Source organism: Pseudomonas sp. NPDC085632, assembly GCF_044541255.1.
Lineage (GTDB): Bacteria > Pseudomonadota > Gammaproteobacteria > Pseudomonadales > Pseudomonadaceae > Aquipseudomonas.
This window is the reverse complement of the sequence record NZ_JBITSX010000064.1, coordinates 7,039-29,195: the sequence shown is the minus strand read 5'-3', so window position 1 is coordinate 29,195 and position 22,157 is coordinate 7,039. Positions and strand designations below refer to the sequence as shown.

Sequence of the window (22,157 nt, the reverse complement as noted above, 5' to 3'; positions counted from 1 at the left end):
GCCTATATTGATGTACTCGAATTCGATGTCGGCTTCGCGCGCTAAAAGGCGCGGGGCAAGCTCTGTGAGGGCGCGGCGATACACCTCGCGCTTGAATGTCACCACCTGGCCCAACGGATACCAATAGCTGACCCAGCGCCAGCCATCGAACTCCGGTTTACCGGTCAAATCCATCCGCACCCGCTGCTCGTTGGAGATCAGGCGCAGGAGAAACCATTTTTGTTTCTGGCCGATGCACAGCGGTTGGCTGTGCGTACGCACCAGGCGTTGCGGCAAACGATAGCGCAACCAGCCCCGAGTACAGGCCAGTATTTCAACATCTTCACGTTCCAGGCCAACTTCTTCGTTCAGCTCGCGGTACAAGGCGTCTTCCGGCGTCTCTTCAGGGTTGATTCCCCCTTGCGGAAACTGCCAGGCATCTTGATTGATACGGCGAGCCCATAGCACCTGGCCGGCGTCATTCGTCAGAATGATCCCGACATTGGGGCGGAAACCATCGGGGTCGATCACGGCAACAACCTCGCAAACGCATGTCGCCGCATTGTTCCACAAAGGTTGATAAGGCGGCAACGAAGCTTCCTACCTTATGTGCACTCTTGTGAAAAGACCGTATTCTTGTCGCCTTTTTACAGACTTATCAGCGGGTAACTGCAATGCGCCTGGCACTCTTCGATTTGGACAACACCCTTCTGGGCGGCGACAGCGATCACGCTTGGGGCGACTATCTGTGTGAACGCGGCTTCCTCGACCCGATTGCGTACAAAGCGCGCAACGACGAGTTCTATCAGGATTACCTGGCCGGCAAACTGGATAACGCCGCGTACCTGAACTTTTGCCTGGAGATCCTTGGCCGCACCGAAATGGCCGTACTCGATCAATGGCACAGCGATTACATGCGCGACTGCATCGAGCCGATCATGCTGCCCAAAGCGCTGGAGCTGCTGAAAAAGCACCGCGACGCCGGCGACAAACTGGTGATCATCACCGCGACCAACCGCTTCGTGACCGCGCCGATTGCTGTGCGTCTGGGCGTTGAAACCCTGATTGCCACCGAATGCGAAATGGTCGATGGCCGTTACAGCGGGCGCAGCACGGATATTCCGTGTTTCCGCGAAGGCAAGGTGACGCGCCTGAACCGTTGGCTGGAAGAGACCGGGTATTCGCTGGACGACAGCTATTTCTACAGCGACTCGATGAATGATCTGCCGTTGCTGGAGCAGGTGGCGAATCCGGTGGCGGTTGATCCGGATCCGAATCTCCTTGCCGAGGCCCAGAAGCGTGGCTGGCCGGTGATTTCGTTGCGCGACTGATTACGCCATCGCTGGCAAGCCAGCTCCCACAGGTTTTTCGGCTGCCCACAATATCCGTGTTCACTGAAGATCCCTGTGGGAGCTGGCTTGCCAGCGATTGGCTCGACTCGGTATATAGCCTTAAACAGGCTTGGCCCCCATCAACCCGGCAATGGCGAGAAATCCGATGCCGCTGACAATCGCCAGCGCCAGCGTGAATTTCCAGTTACCAACTCCGCCAGTCCACAACCGATTAAGCCTCACCAACAGCCACACTGCACTGAACGTGGCCACGGCATAGATCACGCTGGACCCCAGAATCCAGAACTGCCCCAACGGCCAGCCAATCAGGTGCACCAGCCACCAGCCGGTGAAAGGCATGCTGAGCATCGCGATCAGCATCAAACACCAGATAAACAGCCAAGGACGTTGCATCGTGCTGGCCGGCCCTTCGCTGCGATTACGCCAGGTCAGAGCGGCAAGCCCCAACCCGCTGACGAGGATCACCACGGTCGCCGCGACGTGAATTACTTTCAGGGTGGTCAGGGTTTCCATGAATTTCTCTTCCTTGGGCCATGCCCATCAGCGTAGCCGCTCAGCCAAGAAACAGCTGATAGGCGGGGTTCTCGCTTTCATCCCAGTACGGGTAGCCGATTTCTTCAAGCGCTGCCGGCACCAGATGACGCTCGTCGTGCGGCACTTGCAGGCCCGCGACCACGCGGCCATCGGCAGCGCCGTGGTTGCGGTAGTGGAACATCGAGATGTTCCAGCGCCCACCGAGCTTATTAAGGAAGTTGAACAGCGCCCCCGGACGCTCCGGGAACTCGAAGCGGAACACCACTTCATCAATCACGTGCGCCGCGTGCCCGCCGACCATGTGGCGGATGTGCAGCTTGGCCAGTTCGTTGTCGGTCAGATCGGTGACCGGGAAACCCTGCTCGGTCAAGCTCGCCAGCAGTGCGCTGCGCGGGTCGTTTTCCGGATGGGTCTGCACGCCAACGAAGATGTGCGCTTCGCTGCCGGTGTTGTACCGGTAGTTGAATTCGGTGATCTGGCGCTTGCCGATGGCTTCGCAGAAGTTTTTGAAGCTGCCGGCCTTCTCGGGAATGGTCACGGCGATGATCGCTTCGCGGCCTTCGCCCAATTCGGCGCGCTCGGCGACGTGGCGCAGGCGGTCGAAGTTGACGTTGGCGCCGGAGTCGATGGCAACAAACGTCTGGCCGCTGACACCGCGCTGCTCGACGTACTTCTTGATGCCCGCCACGCCCAACGCGCCGGCAGGTTCGGTGATCGAGCGGGTATCGTCGTAGATATCCTTGATGGCCGCACAGATTTCGTCGGTGCTGACGGTGATCACTTCATCGACGTAATCTTTGCAGATGTCGAAAGTGTGTTGGCCAATCTGCGCCACCGCCACGCCGTCAGCAAAGATGCCCACGGTCGGCAGCACCACGCGCTCACCGGCGGCCATCGCCGCTTGCAGGCAGTTGGAGTCGTCCGGCTCGACGCCGATGACTTTGATGTCCGGGCGCAGGTACTTCACGTACGCGGCGATACCGGCGATCAGACCGCCGCCACCGACCGGGACGAAAATCGCGTCCAGCGGCTGCGGGTGCTGGCGCAGAATTTCCATCGCCACGGTGCCCTGCCCGGCAATGGTGTGCGGATCGTCGTAGGGGTGGATGTAGACGTAACCTTTTTCATCGACCAGTTTCAGCGAGTAGGCCAGGGCTTCCGGGAACGAATCCCCGTGCAGCACCACTTTGCCGCCGCGCGAACGCACGCCTTCGACTTTGATCTCGGGAGTGGTCTTGGGCATGACGATGGTGGCTTTCACGCCCAGCACTTTCGCCGCCAGGGCCAGACCTTGCGCGTGGTTGCCCGCCGACGCGGTGACTACGCCACGGGCGCGCTCTTCATCGCTCAGTTGCGTCAGTTTGTTGTAGGCACCGCGAATCTTGAACGAGAACACTGGCTGCAAGTCTTCGCGCTTGAGCCAAATGTCATTGCCCAGCCGTTCAGAGAGCTGGCGGGCGTTCTGCAGCGGGGTTTCTACGGCAACGTCATAAACGCGCGAGGTGAGGATCTTTTTGACGTACTGTTCGAGCATCGGAAAGCATCACTGAGCGGTTGAGCGGGACCGAGGAGTCTAACCCGGCTTTTGCCCGCACGACCACACGAATCCAGAGGTTTTAGCCACGCTTGCGGCTATAATGCCGGCCTTTCCGTTCTCACCTTGCCCGCTTCCGGAGCCCGCATGACCCAGGATCAACTCAAACAGGCAGTGGCTCAGGCCGCCGTCGACTTCATCCTTCCGAAACTCGACGACAAGAGCATCGTCGGGGTCGGCACCGGCTCCACCGCCAACTGCTTTATCGACGCCTTGGCCCAGCACAAGGGCGCATTCGATGGCGCGGTCGCCAGCTCGGAAGCCACCGCCGCGCGCCTCAAGGGCCACGGGATTCCGGTGTATGAACTGAACACGGTTAGCGATCTGGAGTTCTACGTCGACGGCGCCGACGAAAGCGATGCGCACCTGAACCTGATCAAGGGCGGCGGCGCCGCACTGACCCGCGAGAAGATCGTTGCGGCCGTGGCCAAGACCTTCATCTGCATCGCCGACGCCAGCAAACTGGTGCCGGTGCTGGGTGAGTTCCCGCTGCCGGTTGAAGTGATCCCGATGGCCCGCAGCCACGTCGCCCGCCAACTGGTGAAACTGGGCGGCGACCCGGTATACCGCGAAGGCGTTTTGACCGACAACGGCAACATCATCCTTGATGTGTTCAACCTGCAGATCACCAACCCGGTGGAGCTGGAAGCGCAGATCAATGCGATCGTCGGCGTGGTCACCAACGGCCTGTTCGCGGCGCGTCCGGCGGACCTGCTGCTTCTGGGCACCCCCGAAGGCGTGAAAACCCTCAAGGCTGAGTAAGCCAAACTGCCCGAAAATGTATGGGCAGACGAATAAACCTGTGGGAGCTGGCAAGCCAGCTCCCACAGTGTTTTGCGGCGTTTGTCAGGGTTGAGTGGTTTTTTTGAAGACGTAAAACAGGTTTGGTTCGCTCACCAGGTACAGCGTCCCGTCATCATCCATCGCAATGCCTTCCGCCTGCGGCACGGTCTTCTTCAAACCCTGCCGGCCACCACTGATGGACATGGTGCTCAACGGTCGTCCATCGACATCCAGCTCCAGAATCAATCTCGACTCATCCGACAGCGCCAATAAATGGCCGCTGCGCTCGTCGTATTGCAGGCTCGACAGATCGCGCACAAACATCCCGGCGTCACGCTTGGGATCGTTGATCACATGCACCGCGTAGGACTTCTCCGGGTTGAAATGCGGAAAGCCATGCACTTCGTAGATCAACATCGGATTGCGCTCTTTCGCGACAAACAGACGCTTGCCCACCGAGTCGTACGCCAGCCCTTCGAAACCCTTGTTGCCAGCCATGTGCACGCCGAGGGTCATCTGCTCGGCGTCCGCCGCGTCGAGGAAGGTGGTGTCTGCTTCCAGGTGAATCTTGATCAGCCGCTGCTGGCGCTCGTCAGTGATCACATAAGTGTCGGCGCTGATGAACTCGACCGCTTCCGGATCGCCAAAACCAATCAGTGCGATGCGGCGCAGGATCTTGCCTTCCAGCGACAGTTCGATCAGTTCGGAGTTCTTGTTGGTGACGGTGAACAGGCTTTTGCGTACCGGATCGAAGGTCAGCGCCGAAACGTCGTCGTCCAGACCCTCAATGACCCGCGCCTCAATCTCGACTCGATACTGGTCCAACGCAATGGATTCACTGCTCAGCGGTTGCCACAGCGTATGCAGGTTGAACCAGGCGCGCTCGAACAGGCGCATGTATTGGCCGATCGCAATCAACGCGATCAGGGCAATAACCGTCAGGAGGATAATCAGAGGCTTTGGGCGGGCAAGTCGACGCATTCGGGTGAGCTCGGGATCAGAACAGGCGGATGAAATATCACGCCTGTCTGAACTGAAGCTTAATGGCCACTTGCCTGTCAGGACAATCAGACTTGTCTGAAATTACCGCGAGGACAGTTATTGCTGTTTGTCGAAGCGGTAAAACAGATTGGGTTCGCTGACCATGTACAGCGTGCCCGCCTCGTCCATGGTCACGCCTTCGGCGCGGGGGATGGTGTTCTTCAAACCGTTGAAGCCGCCGAGCAGGGTCATGAAGCTGACTTGCTCGCCCTTCTCGTCCAGCTCCAGCAGCAGGTGTGAATCAGCGGACAGCACCAGTGTGTGCCGAGTGCGCGGATCGATCGCCAGCGCCGAAAGATTGCGAATATCCAGCTCATCGCTGGCGAGTTTTTGCTTGTCGCCCTTGAGGGTCTGACTGCCATCGCTTTTCCAGGTGAACAGTGCCGGCGGACGCTCTTCGCCCAGCAGCAATTGCTGGTTGTGCGAGTCCCAGGTGATCGCTTCAAAGGCTTTGTTCTGGTCTTTCGACGGGCCGAGATCGTATTTCGGGAAGTCGGCGATGTTTAATTCGCGGGTGTCGGCGTCGACCTTGACGATCGACAGCATGTGCTGGCGCTCATCGACAATCGCCATCAGGCCGTTTTCCATAACGGTCAGGCCTTCCGGATTGCTCCAGCCCACCAGCGGCATCTTGCGCAGTACATCGCCCTGCAACGTCAGCTCAGCGAGAAACGGGTTTTTTCCCATCACCGAAAACAGCGTTTTGGTCTGCGGGTTGTACGACAGATCCGACGCCTCGTCCTTCTCCATCCCCGTCAGGGGCTTGGCATCGATCACCACCCGATAGTCCGGTAGCCAGATACTTTCCTTCTGCTCGGCCTGGCTTTCGAAGCGCTCCTGCAGCCAAAGCACACCGCGATCATCCCAATGCATGGCAAACGCCAAGGCATACGCGGCGGCAACCACCAGCAAGAGCCAGACATACCAACGCAGGGCGAAACGTGAACGGCGAGTGGGTTTGAGCTGAGTTTGAGATGACATCGAGGGACGCGTTCCGAAAATTCAGGCTAAGGGTAATAGCACAAAGAGGCCGGCTCAGACGCCAGAATGAGAGGAATTATCCGTACAGGATGTGAAAAAAACGGCAAATGGCGGGATTGCCCTTCACGTTTGCAAGGTGGATCCCATAACAAATGTGGGAGCGAGCCTGCTCGCGAAGACGGAGTGTCAGGCAACGATGATGTCGACTGACCTGGCGCCTTCGCGAGCAGGCTCGCTCCCACAGGGGATTTGCAGTGCGGCAGTTAGCGCACGCCGCTGGTGAAGCTGCTCGCGCCGACCAGTTCGAGGACAATGTCATCGCCCACGTTCAGCGGGCCAACGCCCACCGGCGTACCGGTGAGGATCACGTCACCGGCCTGCAGCGAGAAGCAGCCGGCCATGTGCTGGATCATCGGCACGATCGGGTTGAGCATCGCGCTGCTGTTGCCGTCCTGCCGCACTTCGCCGTTGATGGTCAGGCGAATGCCGATGTCGGTCAGGTCAGCAAAGGTGCTGCCGACCACGAACGGGGCGATCACCGCCGCGCCGTCGAAAGACTTGGCGATTTCCCACGGCAGGCCCTTGGCTTTCAGCTCGGCCTGCTTGTCGCGCAGGGTCAGGTCCAGCGCCGGGGCGAAACCGGAGATCGCGTCGAGCACTTCTTCACGGCTCGGTTTGGTCGACAACGGCTTGCCGATCAACACGGCGATTTCCGCTTCGTAGTGCACCGAACCGCGCTCGGTCGGAATGGCGAAACCGCCTTCCAGCTCAACCACGCAACTGCCCGGCTTGATGAACAGCAACGGTTCGGTAGGCACCGGGTTGTCCAGTTCTTTGGCGTGTTCGGCGTAATTACGGCCAATGCACACGACTTTCCCGATCGGGAAATGGATGCGCGTGCCGTCGACGTACTGGTGCTGATAGCTCATTTACCGACTCCTGCCTTCATTGATTCATCAAAGATTGCCGCTCAAACCGCAAAAATCTTGCCCGGGTTCATGATGCCGTTCGGGTCGAACACCGCTTTCACCGCTTTCATGTACTCGATCTCAACCGGGGAACGGCTGTAGGTCAAGTAATCGCGTTTGGTCATGCCCACACCGTGCTCGGCGGAGATCGAACCGTTGTACTTCTCGACGGTTTCGAACACCCACTTGTTGACGGTCGCGCACTTGGCGAAGAACTCGTCCTTGCTCAGGTTATCCGGTTTGAGGATGTTCAAATGCAGGTTGCCGTCGCCGATATGGCCGAACCAGACAATTTCGAAGTCCGGGTAGTGTTCGCCGACGATCGCGTCGATTTCCTTCAGAAATGCCGGCACTTTCGACACGGTGACCGAGATGTCGTTTTTGTACGGCGTCCAGTGCGAGATGGTTTCGGAGATGTACTCGCGCAGTTTCCACAGGTTCTGCAACTGGGTTTCGCTCTGGCTCATCACGCCGTCCAGCACCCAGCCCTGCTCGACGCAGTGCTCGAAGGTTTCCAGCGCGCTGTTGGCCACTTCTTCGGTGGTCGCTTCGAATTCCAGCAACGCATAGAACGGGCAATCGGTTTCAAACGGCGCCGGCACATCGCCACGACCCATGACTTTGGCCAGGGCCTTGTCGGAGAAGAATTCGAAGGCAGTCAGGTCGAGCTTGCCCTGGAAGGCGTGCAGCACCGGCATGATCGAATCGAAATCGGCGGTGCCGAGGACCATCGCGGTGAGGTTTTTCGGCGCACGATCGAGGCGCATGGTCGCTTCGACGACGAAGCCGAGGGTGCCTTCAGCGCCAATGAACAGCTGACGCAGGTCGTAACCGGTGGCGTTCTTGATCAGGTCTTTGTTCAGTTCGAGCACATCGCCCTTACCGGTGACGACTTTCAGGCCGGCCACCCAGTTGCGGGTCATGCCGTAGCGAATAACCTTGATCCCGCCGGCATTGGTGCCGATGTTGCCGCCAATCTGGCTGGAACCTGCCGAGGCGAAGTCGACCGGGTAGTACAGGCCCTTTTCTTCGGCAACGTTCTGCAAATGCTCAGTGACCACGCCCGGCTGACAAACGGCGGTACGGTCGGTGAGGTTCACGTCGAGAATCTGATTCATGTAGTCGAACGAGACAACCACTTCGCCGTTGGCGGCCACTGCGGCGGCAGACAGCCCGGTGCGCCCGCCCGATGGCACCAGTGCGACCCTGTGTTCGTTGGCCCAACGGACCACGGCCTGCACCTGCTCGATGGTCTTGGGAAACACGATGGCGCTGGGCGCCGGGGCGAAGTGCTTGGTCCAATCCTTGCCGTACGCATTCAGGGAGTCGGCGTCGGTCAGGACCTTGCCAGGCTCGACCAGGGTCTTCAGTTCATCAATCAGGGCAGGATTGGTCATCGACAGAACTCTCGAACAATTCATGGTCATCCTGAGAACGCTTCACGTCGCAGGAATGAGTGTTTAGCGGGGAGGCTATGCTAGCATATCGACCCCGCAGGACAGTGCCCAAGGCCAGATCCGCGGAGACGACTTTCTTGTCGTCCGGGTCAGCGTCTGTTGACCATTTCCTGCCATTTTTCTCCGGGATACAGGTTTACGCAGATGAGCAAGACTTCTCTCGATAAGAGCAAGATCAAGTTCCTTCTTCTCGAAGGCGTCCACCAATCGGCTGTCGACGTCCTCAAGGCGGCGGGCTACACCAGCATCGAATACCTGACAGGTTCCTTGCCGGAAGCCCAGCTCAAGGAAAAGATCGCTGACGCTCACTTCATCGGCATTCGTTCGCGCACCCAACTGACCGAAGAGATCTTCGATCACGCGAAGAAGCTGGTTGCGGTCGGCTGTTTCTGCATCGGCACCAACCAGGTCGACCTGAGTGCTGCCCGCGAGCGCGGTATCGCCGTGTTCAACGCGCCGTACTCCAACACCCGCTCCGTAGCGGAACTGGTGCTGGCCGAAGCGATCCTGCTGCTGCGCGGCATCCCGGAGAAAAACGCTTCCTGCCACCGTGGCGGCTGGATCAAATCCGCAGCCAACTCCTTCGAGATCCGTGGCAAGAAACTCGGCATCGTCGGCTACGGCTCGATCGGTACGCAGCTGTCGGTTCTGGCTGAGGGCCTGGGCATGCAGGTGTACTTCTATGACACCGTGACCAAGCTGCCACTGGGCAACGCTACTCAGATCGGCAGCCTGACCGAACTGCTGGGCATGTCCGACATCGTCACCCTGCACGTTCCGGAAACCGCTGCGACCCAGTGGATGATCGGCGAGAAGGAAATCCGCGCCATCAAGAAGGGCGGCATCCTGATCAACGCCGCGCGCGGCACCGTGGTCGAACTGGACGCCCTGGCGGACGCGATCAAGGACAAGCACCTGATCGGCGCGGCCATCGACGTATTCCCGGTCGAGCCACGCTCCAACGACGAAGAGTTCGAAAGCCCGCTGCGTGGCCTCGACAACGTGATCCTGACCCCGCACATCGGTGGTTCGACCGCCGAAGCGCAAGCCAACATCGGTCTGGAAGTGGCAGAGAAACTGGTCAAGTACAGCGACAACGGTACGTCGGTTTCGTCGGTGAACTTCCCGGAAGTGGCCCTGCCGGCTCACCCTGGCAAGCACCGCCTGCTGCACATCCACGAGAACATCCCGGGCGTGATGAGCGAGATCAACAAGGTCTTCGCCGAAAATGGCATCAACATCTCCGGTCAGTTCCTGCAGACCAACGAGAAAGTTGGCTACGTGGTGATCGACGTCGACGCCGAATACTCGGATCTGGCGCAAGAGAAGCTGCAGCACATCAACGGCACTATCCGTAGCCGCGTGTTGTTCTGATTGAGCGTTGAGCGATAAAAAAAGGGAGCCTTCGGGCTCCCTTTTTCATGCACGGCGAAAACTTATTCGACGTTGACGGTGATTTTCTTCGAGACGATGGGCGGGTCGAATGCCATGTGACCGCTGTCGCCAAGTTCCAGCTGCAAGGTGTGTTTGCCCGGGGCGAGCTTGATGTCAGCCTGGGTCTGCGCCTTGCCGAAGTGCATATGGTTGGCATCGGTAGGGACGACCGAACCGGCAGGAACAATTTCCTTGGCGTCGATCAGCAGGTGATGGTGACCGGTGTTCTTGGTGACGTCACCGGCCGGCGCCAGTGCGACGTCCTTGGTACCGAACTTGACGGTGAAGGTCTGCGAAACCGTGGCCCCGTCTTCGGGAGAAACGATGAACACTTCGGCACCTTTGGGGGCCGGTGTCGCCGCACTGGCCAGCACCGAAACGCCCATCAGCACACCCGCGAACGCTGCACGTGACATAAAGCTTTTCATTTTCTTCTCCAGTTTTTCCGTAAAATCCGCACGGTCATGACAACTTCATGACCATTCGTTGTCGAAGGCACTCGACAACCATAGCAAAGCGAGCCTGAATCAGAGGGTCGCGATAATGATTTCAAAGGAGTGACCATGCGCTTTCTGCCTGGCCTGATCTGCCTGCTACCCCTTTTGAGCCCTTTGGCTCACGCCGAACTGATTGATGACGTCAACGACCGTGGCGAGCTGCGCATTGCCCTTGAGGCTAATACACCGCCCTTCAATTTCAAGGAAGGCGACACACTCACGGGGTTCGAGGTCGAGCTTGGGCAACTGTTGGCCAACGAACTGGATGTGCGCGCTGACTTTATCGTCACTGACGAGGCCGATCTGCTCCAGGGCGTTGAGAGCGGCAAGTACGACGTTGCGCTCAACCACATAGCACTGACACCCGAACTCAAGGATCGTTTCGACTTCAGCGAGTCTTACGGCAAGGTCGATTCGCAGTTGCTGGCAAAGAAGGATGAGCAGCCACGGCCGATGGTGCTGGTGCAGGCGCTGACTGAAGAGAAGCCGAAAGCGGCGGAGCCGGTCGAATTGGCGATTCCGTTTCAGAAAGGTAATCCGGCGTTTCAGGCCAGTCTTGAGAGCGCGATGCAGCGGATCAAGGCCGATGGGCGTTTGGCGGCGTTGACCGAGAAGTGGTTGAAGCCTTAAAAGCCCCTCACCCTGGCCCTCTCCCAGAGGGAGAGGGGACTGATCCGGGGATGCTTTAGAGGTACGCCGACCTGAAATGGCTATACCGAATCCGAAATCGACTGATCATGCCTTTGTCGAATCCATAATCGATCGGTCATGGCTGTGTCGGATCCATAATCGACAAGGTCTTTCAGGTCGATGAATAGCGCCAGACACTTCGGTCGGCCCCCTCTCCCCTTGGGAGAGGGCTGGGGTGAGGGCAACGATTCCGGATCAGTCCAAAGCCGCCAGGAACACTGCCGCCTCAGCCAATTCAAGCTCGCTGAACACCTGCACACCATGGCGTTTAAGCAACGCAGCCGTCACGCCCTCGCCACTGACTTTGACACCACTGAACGTGCCATCATAGGTCAGCAGGTTTCCACAGGAGGGACTGTTGGCCTTAAGCACCGCCACACGAATCCCGTGCTTCTGCACCAACGCCAGCGCCTGCCGCGCGCCATCGAGAAACTGCGCACTGACATCTTCGCCCTCGGTGGTGATCACCGCCGCGACACCATCCAGCACTTCACCCCCCTGCCCGCCCGGGATCTCCGCCGCTGCCCGTGGCGTCGGCAATCCGCCCGCGACCTCCGGACACAACGGCACCACCCGCCCTTCGGCAATCCACTGCTCGAGCAAATCAAACGGCCCGCTCGCACCGCCGTCATAACGCACGCGATGACCCAACAGGCAGCGACTGACCAGAATCCTGTCCATCTCAGAACGGCTCGTTGCCACGGCGGCGGAACCAACCGGTCAGCGACAAGCGCTCGCGGTGCGCCGGCAGCACTTCATGAGGCACTTCGCCGGAAAGAAACACCACCAGACAACCGCCCGTAGGCTGCACGTCGTGCACGCGTTCATCGTTCAGGTACATGCGCAACTGACCACCGTCCTCCGGCAGCCAGGCGTCATTGAGATAGACCACCACCGACACCATGCGCTTGTCATCGTCGCGAAAACGGTCGACATGCCTGCGGTAAAAAGCGCCGGGCGGATACAAGGCGAAATGGCACTCAAAATCCTCAAGACCGAGGAACAAGCCACGGTTGAGCGCCTCGCGCAGGCTCTCCATCAAGTTGAGATAGCGATCGCTGGCCTCCGCCTGACCGGGATCGATCCACTGAATGTGGTCGCCACGAATCCCCTCGCGGATCTCCGAAAACGGCCCACGCCCCACCGCCGCTGGCGCCAGCTCACCCTCGGCTTCACGTTTGCGGCACTCGGCCGCCAGCTCGCGGGTCAAACCGGCGGGCAGGAAAATGTTCTGCTGCGACCAGCCGTGTTCGGCCAGGTCATCGACAATGCGTAACAGCAGTGGGTGTTCAGAGGATATTTGCATGGCGCGCATAGTATGTCGGCGGCAAGAAATCCGACAGAGCCACGCGGCGGCTTGCTACGAATTCTCGACAAGTACCGGCACCGCACGGAGAATAGTCCGCTGCTGACAGGAGTCCCTATGCGCCGTTTGCTTTTTTCACTGTTGATGTTCTGCGTTTTGCCCGCCTGGGCGGACGGCCATGATCAGTTGTACAAGGTCGCCGGCTGGCCAGATCAACGTGCGCATTTCAATGACGCCCTGAGTGCCGCGCAGCAGCGCTATCAGAACAGCCTGCCGCCTGCCGTGTTTCAAGCCTTGGTGAACAACAGCAACCAGCGCTTTGCCCCGCAGGCCGTGGATCAGCGTGCCGAAGCGCAACTGCGCCAGAAGCTTGCCGATCCGAAACCGGCACTGACCTTCTTTCAATCACCGCTGGGCAAGAAAATTGTCGCGGCTGAATTGCTCGCAACCCGTCGCGATCAACTGGCGAAAAATGCCAAGGGCCTACCAAAGATGCAGGCCAGCGATAGCCGTCTGCTGATCATTGGCCACCTCGCTCAGGCCTTGCCGGCGCGTGAAGCGGGCGCCGAAGTAAGCCTGGCGATTGCCGGCGTCGCGGCGGACAGTTTGAGTTCGATGATTCCGGGGCTGCTCGGTGGCGGTCAGGCGCAGGGCATGCTCAATGGTCAGCGCCAACGTTTGATGGATCAGATTGGCGCAGACATGAACAACACGCTGCTCTACGTTTATCGCGATCTGTCGGATGAAGAGCTGGAAGAGTTTGCGACGTTTGCCGAGTCGGCTGAAGGCAAGGCGTATTACCAGGCGGCGTTGGCGGCGATTCGTGCAGGGCTTGCGGTCGGGCAGTGATCTTCTTCGCCAGATAGACCGCCATCGCTGGCAAGCCAGCTCCCACAGGTTGCTCAGGTGTTCACAACATTGTTGATCGACTCGTAACCCTGTGGGAGCTGGCTTGCCAGCGATGGGGCCCTCATAGACGCTAGAGGTTTCGGCCCCTGATACGCTTGCTCAGAAACTCGAAATACTCCTCGCGCATCTCCACCGTCTCATTCGCCAGATGATGCCGCGCCTCGGCCAGCAGCAAGATCTGCGGCCGGTCGAACTTCCACTTCATCACCTGCAAATTGTGCTGCCAGTCCACTGTCATGTCCGCCTGCCCCTGAATGATCAGCGGCCGTCGCGGACTTTTTTTCGCGTGCTCGACGCGGATGATCCAGCGTGACAGCGCCCCCACCCACTTCGTCGGCAGGCGTCGTGGCTGCAACGGATCGGCCTGCAGAAACGGCAGGAAATCCGGATCGTTGGAATTCTCGCTGAAGCGTCGCGCAACACCCCGAACGAAAGGCCTGAGCAGGTAATAACTCAGCTGCGACCAGCCCCACGCTCGCGGCCGAACCAGCGGAGCCATCAAAATCACCTGGCCCTGCGCCGGGCTGTTTTCGCCATGATTGAGCAGGTGATCCACCACAATCGCCCCGCCGGTGCTCTGCCCGCACAAATGCCACGGCTGCGGCAGCCCAATAGACTGCGCCTCTGCGAACAATGCTTGCAGGACATCCTGGTATTCCGAAAAATCGCGAATGCTCGCACGCGGTCCACTCGACAGACCATGCCCCGGCAAATCACAGGCGATCACCGCAAAGTCCTGATCCAGCGCCCACTCGATCACATGCCGATACAACCCGGTGTGATCGTAATAACCGTGCAGCAGAAACAGCGTCGCCTTGACCTTCTCCGGCCACCAGCAATGGCTGACCACTTCATAACCATCGACTTCGAAACGGCCCATGCCACGCCAGACATCCCGCTCGGGAAAGTCGGTTTTGTAAAAGCGCTGATAAGCCTTGGCCTCGTCCGACAACGGCTGCCATTCGGCCAAAGGCTTGAGGCTGGCGCGGATTTGATCGGGATCGAAAGTGGCAGGCATGCGGAAATTCCAAAGCGGTAAACAGACTTTATCGGCCTGCGATATTCATCTGTCGGAGCAAGCATGGCAAGCTAGCCCGCCTCTGAGGAACCAAATCCATGCGTTCGCCCTACCGCACCGCACTGTTTGCCAGCCTGCTCGCGCTGATCTGCGCCGGTGTGCTGTGGGCCGCGTATGACTGGTTTCAGGGGCGTTATCTGCGCGCATTCAGCGAACACACGGCGGTGTTTTCCGGTGATCCGTTGCGCCTGCCGGACGATCTCGCCGGGCCCGGACCGATTCGTCTGGTGCACTTCTGGGACCCGGCCTGTCCGTGCAACGTCGGCAATCAACAGCACCTGACCGAGATGGTCGAGCAGTTCAGCGCCAAAGGCGTTGAGTTCTTCGCCGTGCAAAAGGCTGGCAGCCACGGTCAGCTACCCGCGACCCTCAGCAGCCTGAAAACCCTCACGATATTGCCCGGCTCCGAACAAGTCCCCGCCAGCCCGGCCGTGGCGATCTGGGACCGCAGCGGCAAACTGGCGTACTTCGGCCCGTACAGCGAAGGCCTGACCTGCAACTCCAGCAACAGCTTTATCGAACCGATTTTGAATGCCCTGACGGAAGATCGCCCGGTCAATGCCACGCACACCCTGGCGGTCGGTTGTTACTGCCCGTGGCCGGTGGAGACGCAGTAAGGCATTCCGGACTTTTCAAGGACAGCGCTGCACGGCACAGAAGGTCTGTGCTAATTGTTTGCAGCCCGACGGGCGGCAATCCCGCCTGCACAAGGAGTCACCATGAAGCGCGTGTTCATCGTACTTGGCTTGCTCATCGTTGTTCTGCTCGCCGGCGTCGGCTGGTATGTCTACAGCAAACAACCGACGCGCCAGGGCCAGGTCGAACTGCGCAACCTGCAAGGTTCGGTGACCGTGCGCTACGACGAGCGCGGTGTGCCGCACATCCGCGCCGAGAACGAAACCGACCTCTACCGCGCCCTCGGCTACGTGCATGCCCAGGATCGCCTGTTCCAGATGGAAGCCATGCGCCGTCTAGCCCGTGGCGAACTGGCCGAAGTCCTCGGGCCGAAGCTGCTCGACACCGACAAACTGTTCCGCAGCCTGCGCATCCGCGAGCGCGCCGCCAGTTATGTCGCCAGTCTCGATAAACAGTCGCCAGCGTGGAAGGGCCTGCAAGCCTATCTGGATGGCATTAACCAGTATCAGGATACGCACGCCGCGCCGATCGAGTTTGACGTGCTGGGCATCCCCAAGCGGCCGTTCACCGCTGAAGACAGCATCAGCGTCGCCGGTTACATGGCCTACAGCTTCGCCGCGGCGTTTCGTACCGAGCCGCTGCTGACTTATGTGCGTGATCAACTGGGCGCCGATTACCTCAACGTCTTCGACCTCGACTGGCAGCCCAAGGGCGTGCTCGCCAAAGATCATGGCAAGTCGACTCCAACCCTCGCCGCCGGCGACTGGAAAGACCTCAACGCCCTCGCCCGCCTCAGTGAACAGGCGCTGATCGACAACGGTCTGCCGCAGTTCGAAGGCAGCAACGCCTGGGTGATTGCCGGCAGCCGCAGCCAGAGCGGCAAGCCTCTGCTGGCGGGTGATCCGCACATTCGCTTCTCGGTGCCGTCGGTGTGGTACGAAGCGCAATTGTCAGCGCCGGGCTTCGAGCTGTACGGCCATCATCAGGCGCTGGTGCCGTTCGCGTTTCTGGGCCACAACCTCGATTTCGGCTGGAGCCTGACCATGTTCCAGAACGACGATCTGGACCTGATCGCCGAGAAGGTCAACCCGGATAACCCCAATCAGGTCTGGTATCGCGGCCAGTGGACCGACATGGTCGTCACACAGCAGCAGATCAACGTGAAGGGGCAGTCGCCGGTGACCTTGACCCTGCGCCAATCGCCCCACGGCCCGATCGTCAACGATGCCTTGGGCACCGCTGCCGGCAAAACCCCGATTGCGATGTGGTGGGCCTTTCTCGAAACGCCGAACCCGATCCTGGAAGGTTTCTACCAGCTCAATCGCGCCGACACCTTGGCCAAGGCACGGGCCGCTGCGGCCAAGGTACAGGCGCCGGGACTGAATCTGGTTTACGCCAACGCCAAGGGTGATATCGCCTGGTGGGCCTCGGCATTGCTGCCCAAGCGTCCGGCTGGAGTACGTCCGGAATTCATCCTCGACGGCAGCAGCAATCAGGCGGACAAGGACGGTTTCTACCCGTTCAGCGCCAACCCGCAGGAAGAGAATCCGGCACGCGGCTACATCGTCTCGGCCAACTTCCAGCCACTATCACCGACGGGCATGGAGATTCCCGGTTACTACAACCTCGCCGATCGCGGGCAGCAACTCAATCGCCAGCTCAGCGACAAGAGCGTTAAGTGGACCAACGAGGCCAATCAGAAGCTGCAACTAGGAACCGCCACCGGTTACGGCCCGCGCTTGCTCGCACCGTTGCTGCCGGTGTTGCGCGAGGTGGTCAGCGATCCGGCGCAACTGAAACTGGTCGAGCAACTGGCGCAATGGCCGGGCGACTATCCGCTGGATTCGGTCAGTGCGACGGTGTTCAACCAGTTCCTCTACGACCTTGCCGATGCGTCGATGCGTGATGAGTTGGGCAATGATTTCTTCGACACCTTGCTGTCGACACGGGTGATTGATGCGGCACTGCCGAAGCTGGCGGCGAATGCCGATTCGCCGTGGTGGGATAACCGCAACACGCCGACCAAAGAGACCCGCGCCGATGTCGTGCGCACAGCGTGGCAGGCGAGCATGCAGCACTTGAAGCTGACCCTGGGCGATAACTCTGCCGAGTGGAAATGGGGCGCGGCGCATACGCTGACTCACGGCCATCCGCTGGGACAGCAGAAGCCGCTGGATCGGATTTTCAATGTCGGGCCGTTTGCGGCGCCGGGCAGTCATGAAGTGCCGAACAACTTTTCCGCACGGATCGGTCCTGCGCCTTGGCCGGTGACCTACGGACCTTCGACGCGGCGCTTGGTGGATTTTGCCGATCCGGCGCATGGGTTGACGATTAACCCGGTCGGGCAGAGCGGTGTGCCGTTCGACAGCCACTATGACGATCAGGCTGAGGCGTATGTCGACGGGATTTATGTGCAGGCGCATTTCAATGCCGAAGAGGTGACGGCGAATACGCGCAGTACGTTGAAGTTGTTGCCGGCGCGGGCACATTAAAAGCCCCTCACCCTAGCCCTCTCCCGGGGGGAGAGGGGACTGACCGAGGTGTCTTTCGCTATGCACCGACCTGAGAGATCGAGTCGATTATGGATTCGGTACAGCAACATCACGTCGGCGTATCTCGCCAATATCCCCGAATCGGCCCCCTCTCCCTCTGGGAGAGGGCTGGGGTGAGGGTAAGGGTCAAACCATCGCCGCAAAATTCAGCCGAAACTGCTGCGGCGTCACCCCCAACCGCCGGTTAAACACCCCGCGCATATGTTGCGCGTCACGAAACCCGCACTGATACGCCACCGTCTTCAACGGCGCTGCAGTACTTTCCAGCATCACCCGCGCCGCATCCACCCGCGCCCGCTCGACGAACTCCGCCGGCGTGACCTTGGCTTCCCGCGCAAACACTCGAGAGAAATTGCGCGCACTCATGTTCGCCGCGTTGGCCAGATCGGCAATCGTCAGATCGCCAGTCAGATTGGCCAATACATACAACTGCACCATCGCCACCGCCGACGTCGGCTCCGCATGCGGCGTCAGGAACGGACTGAACTGCGACTGGCCACCGGAGCGCTGAGTAAACACTACCAAGCGCTTGGCCACGCTTAGCGCCACTTCAGCACCGTGATCACGCGCGAGCAAGTACAACGATAGATCGATCCCCGCCGTAACCCCTGCGGAGGTGTAGAGCGTGCCGTCCTCGACATACAACCGATCGGCTTCAACCCGCGTCGACGGGCACAACTGCGCCAACGCCTCGGCATCGTTCCAGTGCGTGGTGACGGTGCGCCCTTCCAGCAAACCGGCGCGCGCCAGCATGAACGCGCCGTTGCAGATCGAGCCGAAACGCTGTGCGCGTGCGCAGGCCTCACGCAGCCAACCATCGAACGTCGCGCCAAAAGCCATGAACGGCAATTGCGGCCCACCGGCGACCAGCAGCAGATCGTAGGCGTCTAGTGCTTCGCTGAAATGCCAATGGGCATTCAGGTTCAACCCGTTGGAGCAGGCCATCGGGCCGCGTTCGACGCCGATCACTTCGAGCCGATAGTGATCCTCGGCCGCCAAGAAGCGATTGGCCTCGGCGAACACATCCATGGGGCCGCTGACATCCAGTGACTGCACGCCTGCGAACACCACGATGGCGACGGTTTTGTTCATGGCTGTGGATTCCCCCTTTAAGAGCAAAAGATCGCAGCCTTCGGCAGCTCCTACAGGTGTCCGCGTTCCCATGTAGGAGCTGCCGCAGGCTGCGATCTTTTTAGCTTGGCACGATTTGCGCGTCGAATGGCAAGGATCGCAGCCATGCGTCGATTGTCCGCTTGCAGCGCCGGGCACAGACTTTCCCCATCAGCGCCACAACGGCGTTTTAGTGAGGAAACCTCCCATGACCACAACCATCGCCGGCATCAAAATCCCCGACAGCGCCCTCGCCCGCGCTACCACCGAATACATCCGCGATATCGAGTCCGATCTGCTCTACCACCACTCACGTCGGGTATTTTTGTTCGGCGCACTGAGCGGTGAACGCCAACGACTGGCATACGACCCGGAGCTGCTCTACGTCGGCGCGATGTTCCATGACCTCGGCCTGGTCGAAGGTCATCGCAGCGCTGATGAGCGCTTCGAAGTAGACGGTGCTAACGCGGCGGCGGCGTTTCTCAAACCGTACGGGCTCAGCGATGACGATATCGAACAGGTCTGGCTGTCGATTGCCCTGCACACCACGCCGGGTGTACCGAAGCATCTGCGCCCGACGGTGGCGCTGGTAACGGCTGGTGTGGAAATGGATGTGCTGGGGATGGATTACGCGGCGTTCAGCACCGTGCAGCGTGAAGCGGTGGTGCATGCGCACCCGCGTGGAGAGGGTTTCAAGGAATGCATTATCTGCGCGTTTGCCGATGGCTTGCGGCATCGTCCGCAGACCACGTTCGGCAATGTGAAGATCGATGTGCTGAAGGATCAGGAGCCGGGGTTCAAGCCGATGAACTTCGTTGAGGTCATCCGTCAATCCCCCTGGACTTGAATACCACCAAAAAACCTGTGGGAGCGAGCTTGCTCGCGAATGCGGTGGGTCAGCCGACATCTCAGTCGACTGACACGCCCTCTTCGCGAGCAAGCTCGCTCCCACAGGGATTGGGGTTGGTCACAGATTTGTGATCAACCCCATTGTCTTACGCCGCTTCCGGCGCCGGGGCGCGACGCACGTCCGGCTGTTTCCAAGAATCGGCTGCGCTTTCTTCGATGGCTTGCTGGATGGCTTTCTTGCGCGCTTCTTCGGCGCGGCGACTGAAGAACCAGACCATGAAGGTCACGATCGACACCGCGAGCAGAATCAGGCTGGCCACGGCGTTGATCTCAGGCTTCACGCCCAGACGCACCGCCGAGAACACCTCCATCGGCAGGGTCGTCGAACCCGGACCCGACACAAAGCTCGCCAATACCAGGTCATCCAGCGACAGCGCGAACGACATCATGCCGCCCGCCGCCAGCGATGGCGCGATCATCGGGATGGTGATCAGGAAGAACACCTTCCACGGCCGTGCACCGAGGTCCATTGCCGCTTCTTCGATCGACAGGTCGAGCTCACGCAGACGCGCCGACACCACCACTGCCACATACGCTGCACAGAATGTCGTGTGAGCGATCCAGATGGTGACGATGCCACGTTCCTGCGGCCAGCCGATCATCTGCGCCATGGCCACGAACAGCAGCAACAGCGACAGACCGGTGATCACTTCCGGCATCACCAACGGCGCGGTGACCAGACCGCCGAACAGCGTGCGGCCCTTGAAGCGGGTGATGCGCGTCAGCACGAATGCGGCCAGCGTGCCCAGCGCCACCGCGGCGACCGCGGTGTAGCAGGCAATTTCCAGCGAGCGCAGCACCGAGCCCATCAGCTGGGTGTTGTCGAGCAAGCCGACGTACCACTTGATCGACCATCCGCCCCACACCGTTACCAGTTTCGAGGCGTTGAACGAGTAGATCACCAGGATCAGCATCGGCAGGTAGATGAACAACAGACCGATGACCAGCATCAGGCTGGAGAAACGGAAGCGCTTCATTCTTTACCCTCCATTTCCTTGGCCTGACTGCGGTTGAACAGAATGATCGGCACAATCAGGATCGCCAGCATCACCACCGCCAGCGCGGACGCCACCGGCCAGTCACGGTTGTTGAAGAACTCTTGCCAGAGCACTTTACCGATCATCAGGGTTTCCGGACCGCCAAGCAGTTCCGGGATCACGAACTCGCCGACCACCGGGATGAACACCAGCATGCAGCCGGCAATGATCCCGTTCTTGGACAGCGGAATGGTGATTTTCCAGAAGCTGTTGAAGGTGCTCGAACCGAGGTCGGAGGCGGCTTCCAGCAGACTGTGATCGTGCTTCACCAGGTTGGCGTAAAGCGGCAGGATCATGAACGGCAGGTACGAGTAAACGACGCCGATGTACACCGCGAGGTTGGTGTTGAGGATCTGCAGCGGCTCGTCGATGAAGCCCATGCTCATCAGGAAACCGTTGAGCAGGCCGTTGTTGCTGAGAATGCCCATCCACGCATAAACGCGGATCAGAATCGCGGTCCAGGTCGGCATCATGATCAGCAGCACCAGCACCGTTTGCATCTCTTTACGGGCGGTGGCGATGGCGTAGGCCATCGGGTAACCGATCAACAGGCACAGCAGCGTGCTGAAAAACGCCATCTTCAGCGAGCCGAGGTAAGCGGCGATGTACAACTCGTCGCCCGCCAGCATCGCGTAGTTGCCCAGGTTCAGCAGCAGTTGCAGCTTCTGCTCGGCGTACGTGTAGATTTCGGTGTACGGCGGGATGGCCACGTCGGCTTCGGCGAAGCTGATCTTCAAAACGATGAAGAACGGCAGCATGAAGAACAGAAACAGCCAGATGAACGGAACCCCGATGACCAACTGCCGGCCATTGGGGATTATTCGGTTGATGCGGCGTTTGAATTTGCGCATGTTCATGAGCGAAGTACCACGCCGCTGTCGTCTTCCCACCACACGTAGACCTGATCGCCCCAGGTCGGACGTGCGCCACGTCGCTCGGCGTTGGCGACGAAGGACTGCACCAGTTTGCCGCTCGGCAGTTCAACGTAGAACACCGAGTGACCGCCGAGGTAGGCGATGTCGTGGACCTTGCCGCTCGACCAGTTGTACTCGCAGGTCGGTTGATCGGCGGTGACCAGCAGCTTCTCCGGACGAATCGCGTAAGTCACCGACTTATCCTGCACCGAAGTACTGATGCCGTGACCGACGTAGATCTGCCGGTCGAGGTCTTTGCAGGTGATGGTCGCGTGACCTTCGGCGTCGTCGATCACTTCGCCTTCGAAGATGTTGACGTTGCCGATGAATTCGCAGACCAGACGGCTGGTCGGGGTTTCGTAGATGTCGATCGGGCTGCCGATCTGGGCGATCCCG

At 59.8% G+C, this 22,157-nt stretch carries 23 protein-coding genes; 8 read left to right on the top strand and 15 right to left on the bottom strand.

Annotated elements, in window-relative coordinates:
* Nucleotides 1–510: RNA pyrophosphohydrolase (locus tag ACIF4X_RS27055; RefSeq protein WP_397484424.1), on the bottom strand; the 510-nt coding region annotated here is incomplete at its 3' end.
* Between the two features lie 143 nt (nt 511–653).
* Here ACIF4X_RS27055 and ACIF4X_RS27050 point away from each other — a divergent pair.
* Entirely contained in the window at nt 654–1,310 is a 657-nt protein-coding gene (locus tag ACIF4X_RS27050) for an HAD family hydrolase (protein ID WP_397484422.1), read from the top strand.
* Nucleotides 1,311–1,430: 120 nt separating this feature from the next.
* Here the strand turns inward: ACIF4X_RS27050 and ACIF4X_RS27045 are convergent, their stop codons facing one another.
* Entirely contained in the window at nt 1,431–1,844 is a 414-nt protein-coding gene (locus ACIF4X_RS27045) for a DUF2269 family protein (protein WP_397484421.1), read from the bottom strand.
* Nucleotides 1,845–1,884: 40 nt separating this feature from the next.
* The gene (gene ilvA / locus ACIF4X_RS27040) at nt 1,885–3,399 is read right to left on the bottom strand and encodes a threonine ammonia-lyase, biosynthetic (protein ID WP_397484420.1); all 1,515 of its coding nucleotides are present in this window, start codon (nt 3,397–3,399) and stop codon (nt 1,885–1,887) included.
* 147 nt (nt 3,400–3,546) lie between these two features.
* Here ilvA and rpiA point away from each other — a divergent pair, with 147 nt between their 5' ends.
* Nucleotides 3,547–4,221, top strand: a complete 675-nt coding sequence (rpiA, locus tag ACIF4X_RS27035; protein WP_008088454.1) for a ribose-5-phosphate isomerase RpiA — start codon at nt 3,547–3,549, stop codon at nt 4,219–4,221.
* An 84-nt stretch (nt 4,222–4,305) separates the two neighbouring features.
* Here rpiA and ACIF4X_RS27030 read toward each other — a convergent pair whose 3' ends face one another.
* From ACIF4X_RS27030 to ACIF4X_RS27015, 4 genes are all read right to left on the bottom strand, one after another.
* Nucleotides 4,306–5,223, bottom strand: a complete 918-nt coding sequence (locus ACIF4X_RS27030) for an SdiA-regulated domain-containing protein (protein WP_397484419.1) — start codon at nt 5,221–5,223, stop codon at nt 4,306–4,308.
* A gap of 117 nt (nt 5,224–5,340) precedes the next feature.
* Nucleotides 5,341–6,264: an SdiA-regulated domain-containing protein gene (locus ACIF4X_RS27025; RefSeq protein ID WP_397484418.1), complete on the bottom strand. Its 924-nt coding sequence runs from the start codon at nt 6,262–6,264 to the stop codon at nt 5,341–5,343.
* A 263-nt stretch (nt 6,265–6,527) separates the two neighbouring features.
* The gene (locus ACIF4X_RS27020) at nt 6,528–7,193 is read right to left on the bottom strand and encodes a fumarylacetoacetate hydrolase family protein (protein ID WP_397484416.1); all 666 of its coding nucleotides are present in this window, start codon (nt 7,191–7,193) and stop codon (nt 6,528–6,530) included.
* 41 nt (nt 7,194–7,234) lie between these two features.
* Nucleotides 7,235–8,629: an FAD-binding oxidoreductase gene (locus tag ACIF4X_RS27015; RefSeq protein ID WP_397484415.1), complete on the bottom strand. Its 1,395-nt coding sequence runs from the start codon at nt 8,627–8,629 to the stop codon at nt 7,235–7,237.
* A 204-nt stretch (nt 8,630–8,833) separates the two neighbouring features.
* Here ACIF4X_RS27015 and serA point away from each other — a divergent pair, with 204 nt between their 5' ends.
* On the top strand, nt 8,834–10,063 hold the full coding sequence (serA, locus tag ACIF4X_RS27010) for a phosphoglycerate dehydrogenase (protein ID WP_008085296.1): 1,230 nt from the start codon (nt 8,834–8,836) through the stop codon (nt 10,061–10,063).
* Between the two features lie 62 nt (nt 10,064–10,125).
* Here serA and ACIF4X_RS27005 read toward each other — a convergent pair whose 3' ends face one another.
* On the bottom strand, nt 10,126–10,551 hold the full coding sequence (locus ACIF4X_RS27005; protein WP_397484414.1) for a DUF4399 domain-containing protein: 426 nt from the start codon (nt 10,549–10,551) through the stop codon (nt 10,126–10,128).
* Between the two features lie 135 nt (nt 10,552–10,686).
* On the opposite strand from ACIF4X_RS27005, the gene ACIF4X_RS27000 reads away from it, so the two are divergent.
* The gene (locus ACIF4X_RS27000; RefSeq protein ID WP_397484413.1) at nt 10,687–11,250 is read left to right on the top strand and encodes a transporter substrate-binding domain-containing protein; all 564 of its coding nucleotides are present in this window, start codon (nt 10,687–10,689) and stop codon (nt 11,248–11,250) included.
* A gap of 255 nt (nt 11,251–11,505) precedes the next feature.
* On the opposite strand, the gene ACIF4X_RS26995 is transcribed toward ACIF4X_RS27000, so the two are convergent.
* Together ACIF4X_RS26995 and ACIF4X_RS26990 are read right to left on the bottom strand one after the other, a co-directional pair.
* Nucleotides 11,506–11,991, bottom strand: a complete 486-nt coding sequence (locus ACIF4X_RS26995) for a DUF523 domain-containing protein (protein ID WP_397484412.1) — start codon at nt 11,989–11,991, stop codon at nt 11,506–11,508.
* A gap of 1 nt (nt 11,992) precedes the next feature.
* Nucleotides 11,993–12,625, bottom strand: coding sequence for a 2OG-Fe(II) oxygenase (locus tag ACIF4X_RS26990; protein WP_127930156.1), 633 nt, complete (start codon nt 12,623–12,625; stop codon nt 11,993–11,995).
* A 108-nt stretch (nt 12,626–12,733) separates the two neighbouring features.
* Here ACIF4X_RS26990 and ACIF4X_RS26985 point away from each other — a divergent pair, with 108 nt between their 5' ends.
* Nucleotides 12,734–13,465 (top strand): DUF2059 domain-containing protein, encoded by a 732-nt coding sequence (locus tag ACIF4X_RS26985; RefSeq protein ID WP_122596629.1) that lies wholly within the window; start codon nt 12,734–12,736, stop codon nt 13,463–13,465.
* A gap of 130 nt (nt 13,466–13,595) precedes the next feature.
* Here ACIF4X_RS26985 and ACIF4X_RS26980 read toward each other — a convergent pair whose 3' ends face one another.
* The gene (locus ACIF4X_RS26980; protein WP_397484411.1) at nt 13,596–14,543 is read right to left on the bottom strand and encodes an alpha/beta hydrolase; all 948 of its coding nucleotides are present in this window, start codon (nt 14,541–14,543) and stop codon (nt 13,596–13,598) included.
* A 98-nt stretch (nt 14,544–14,641) separates the two neighbouring features.
* Between ACIF4X_RS26980 and ACIF4X_RS26975 the strand changes: the two genes are divergently transcribed.
* Together ACIF4X_RS26975 and ACIF4X_RS26970 are read left to right on the top strand one after the other, a co-directional pair.
* Complete coding sequence (locus tag ACIF4X_RS26975; RefSeq protein WP_397484410.1) at nt 14,642–15,220, top strand: DUF6436 domain-containing protein; 579 nt, start codon at nt 14,642–14,644, stop codon at nt 15,218–15,220.
* Nucleotides 15,221–15,322: 102 nt separating this feature from the next.
* Complete coding sequence (locus ACIF4X_RS26970; protein WP_397484409.1) at nt 15,323–17,731, top strand: penicillin acylase family protein; 2,409 nt, start codon at nt 15,323–15,325, stop codon at nt 17,729–17,731.
* A 186-nt stretch (nt 17,732–17,917) separates the two neighbouring features.
* Here the strand turns inward: ACIF4X_RS26970 and ACIF4X_RS26965 are convergent, their stop codons facing one another.
* Nucleotides 17,918–18,883 (bottom strand): GlxA family transcriptional regulator, encoded by a 966-nt coding sequence (locus ACIF4X_RS26965; RefSeq protein ID WP_397484408.1) that lies wholly within the window; start codon nt 18,881–18,883, stop codon nt 17,918–17,920.
* A 226-nt stretch (nt 18,884–19,109) separates the two neighbouring features.
* Between ACIF4X_RS26965 and ACIF4X_RS26960 the strand changes: the two genes are divergently transcribed.
* Nucleotides 19,110–19,748: an HD domain-containing protein gene (locus ACIF4X_RS26960; RefSeq protein ID WP_397484407.1), complete on the top strand. Its 639-nt coding sequence runs from the start codon at nt 19,110–19,112 to the stop codon at nt 19,746–19,748.
* A gap of 148 nt (nt 19,749–19,896) precedes the next feature.
* On the opposite strand, the gene ACIF4X_RS26955 is transcribed toward ACIF4X_RS26960, so the two are convergent.
* From ACIF4X_RS26955 to ACIF4X_RS26945, 3 genes are all read right to left on the bottom strand, one after another.
* Nucleotides 19,897–20,787: an ABC transporter permease subunit gene (locus ACIF4X_RS26955; RefSeq protein ID WP_064116327.1), complete on the bottom strand. Its 891-nt coding sequence runs from the start codon at nt 20,785–20,787 to the stop codon at nt 19,897–19,899.
* The gene (locus ACIF4X_RS26950; protein ID WP_178087369.1) at nt 20,784–21,665 is read right to left on the bottom strand and encodes an ABC transporter permease subunit; all 882 of its coding nucleotides are present in this window, start codon (nt 21,663–21,665) and stop codon (nt 20,784–20,786) included. Before ACIF4X_RS26950 ends, ACIF4X_RS26955 begins: the two co-directional genes overlap by 4 nt.
* Nucleotides 21,666–21,700: 35 nt before the next feature.
* On the bottom strand, nt 21,701–22,157 hold a 457-nt coding region (locus ACIF4X_RS26945; protein ID WP_397484406.1), incomplete at its 5' end, for a TOBE domain-containing protein.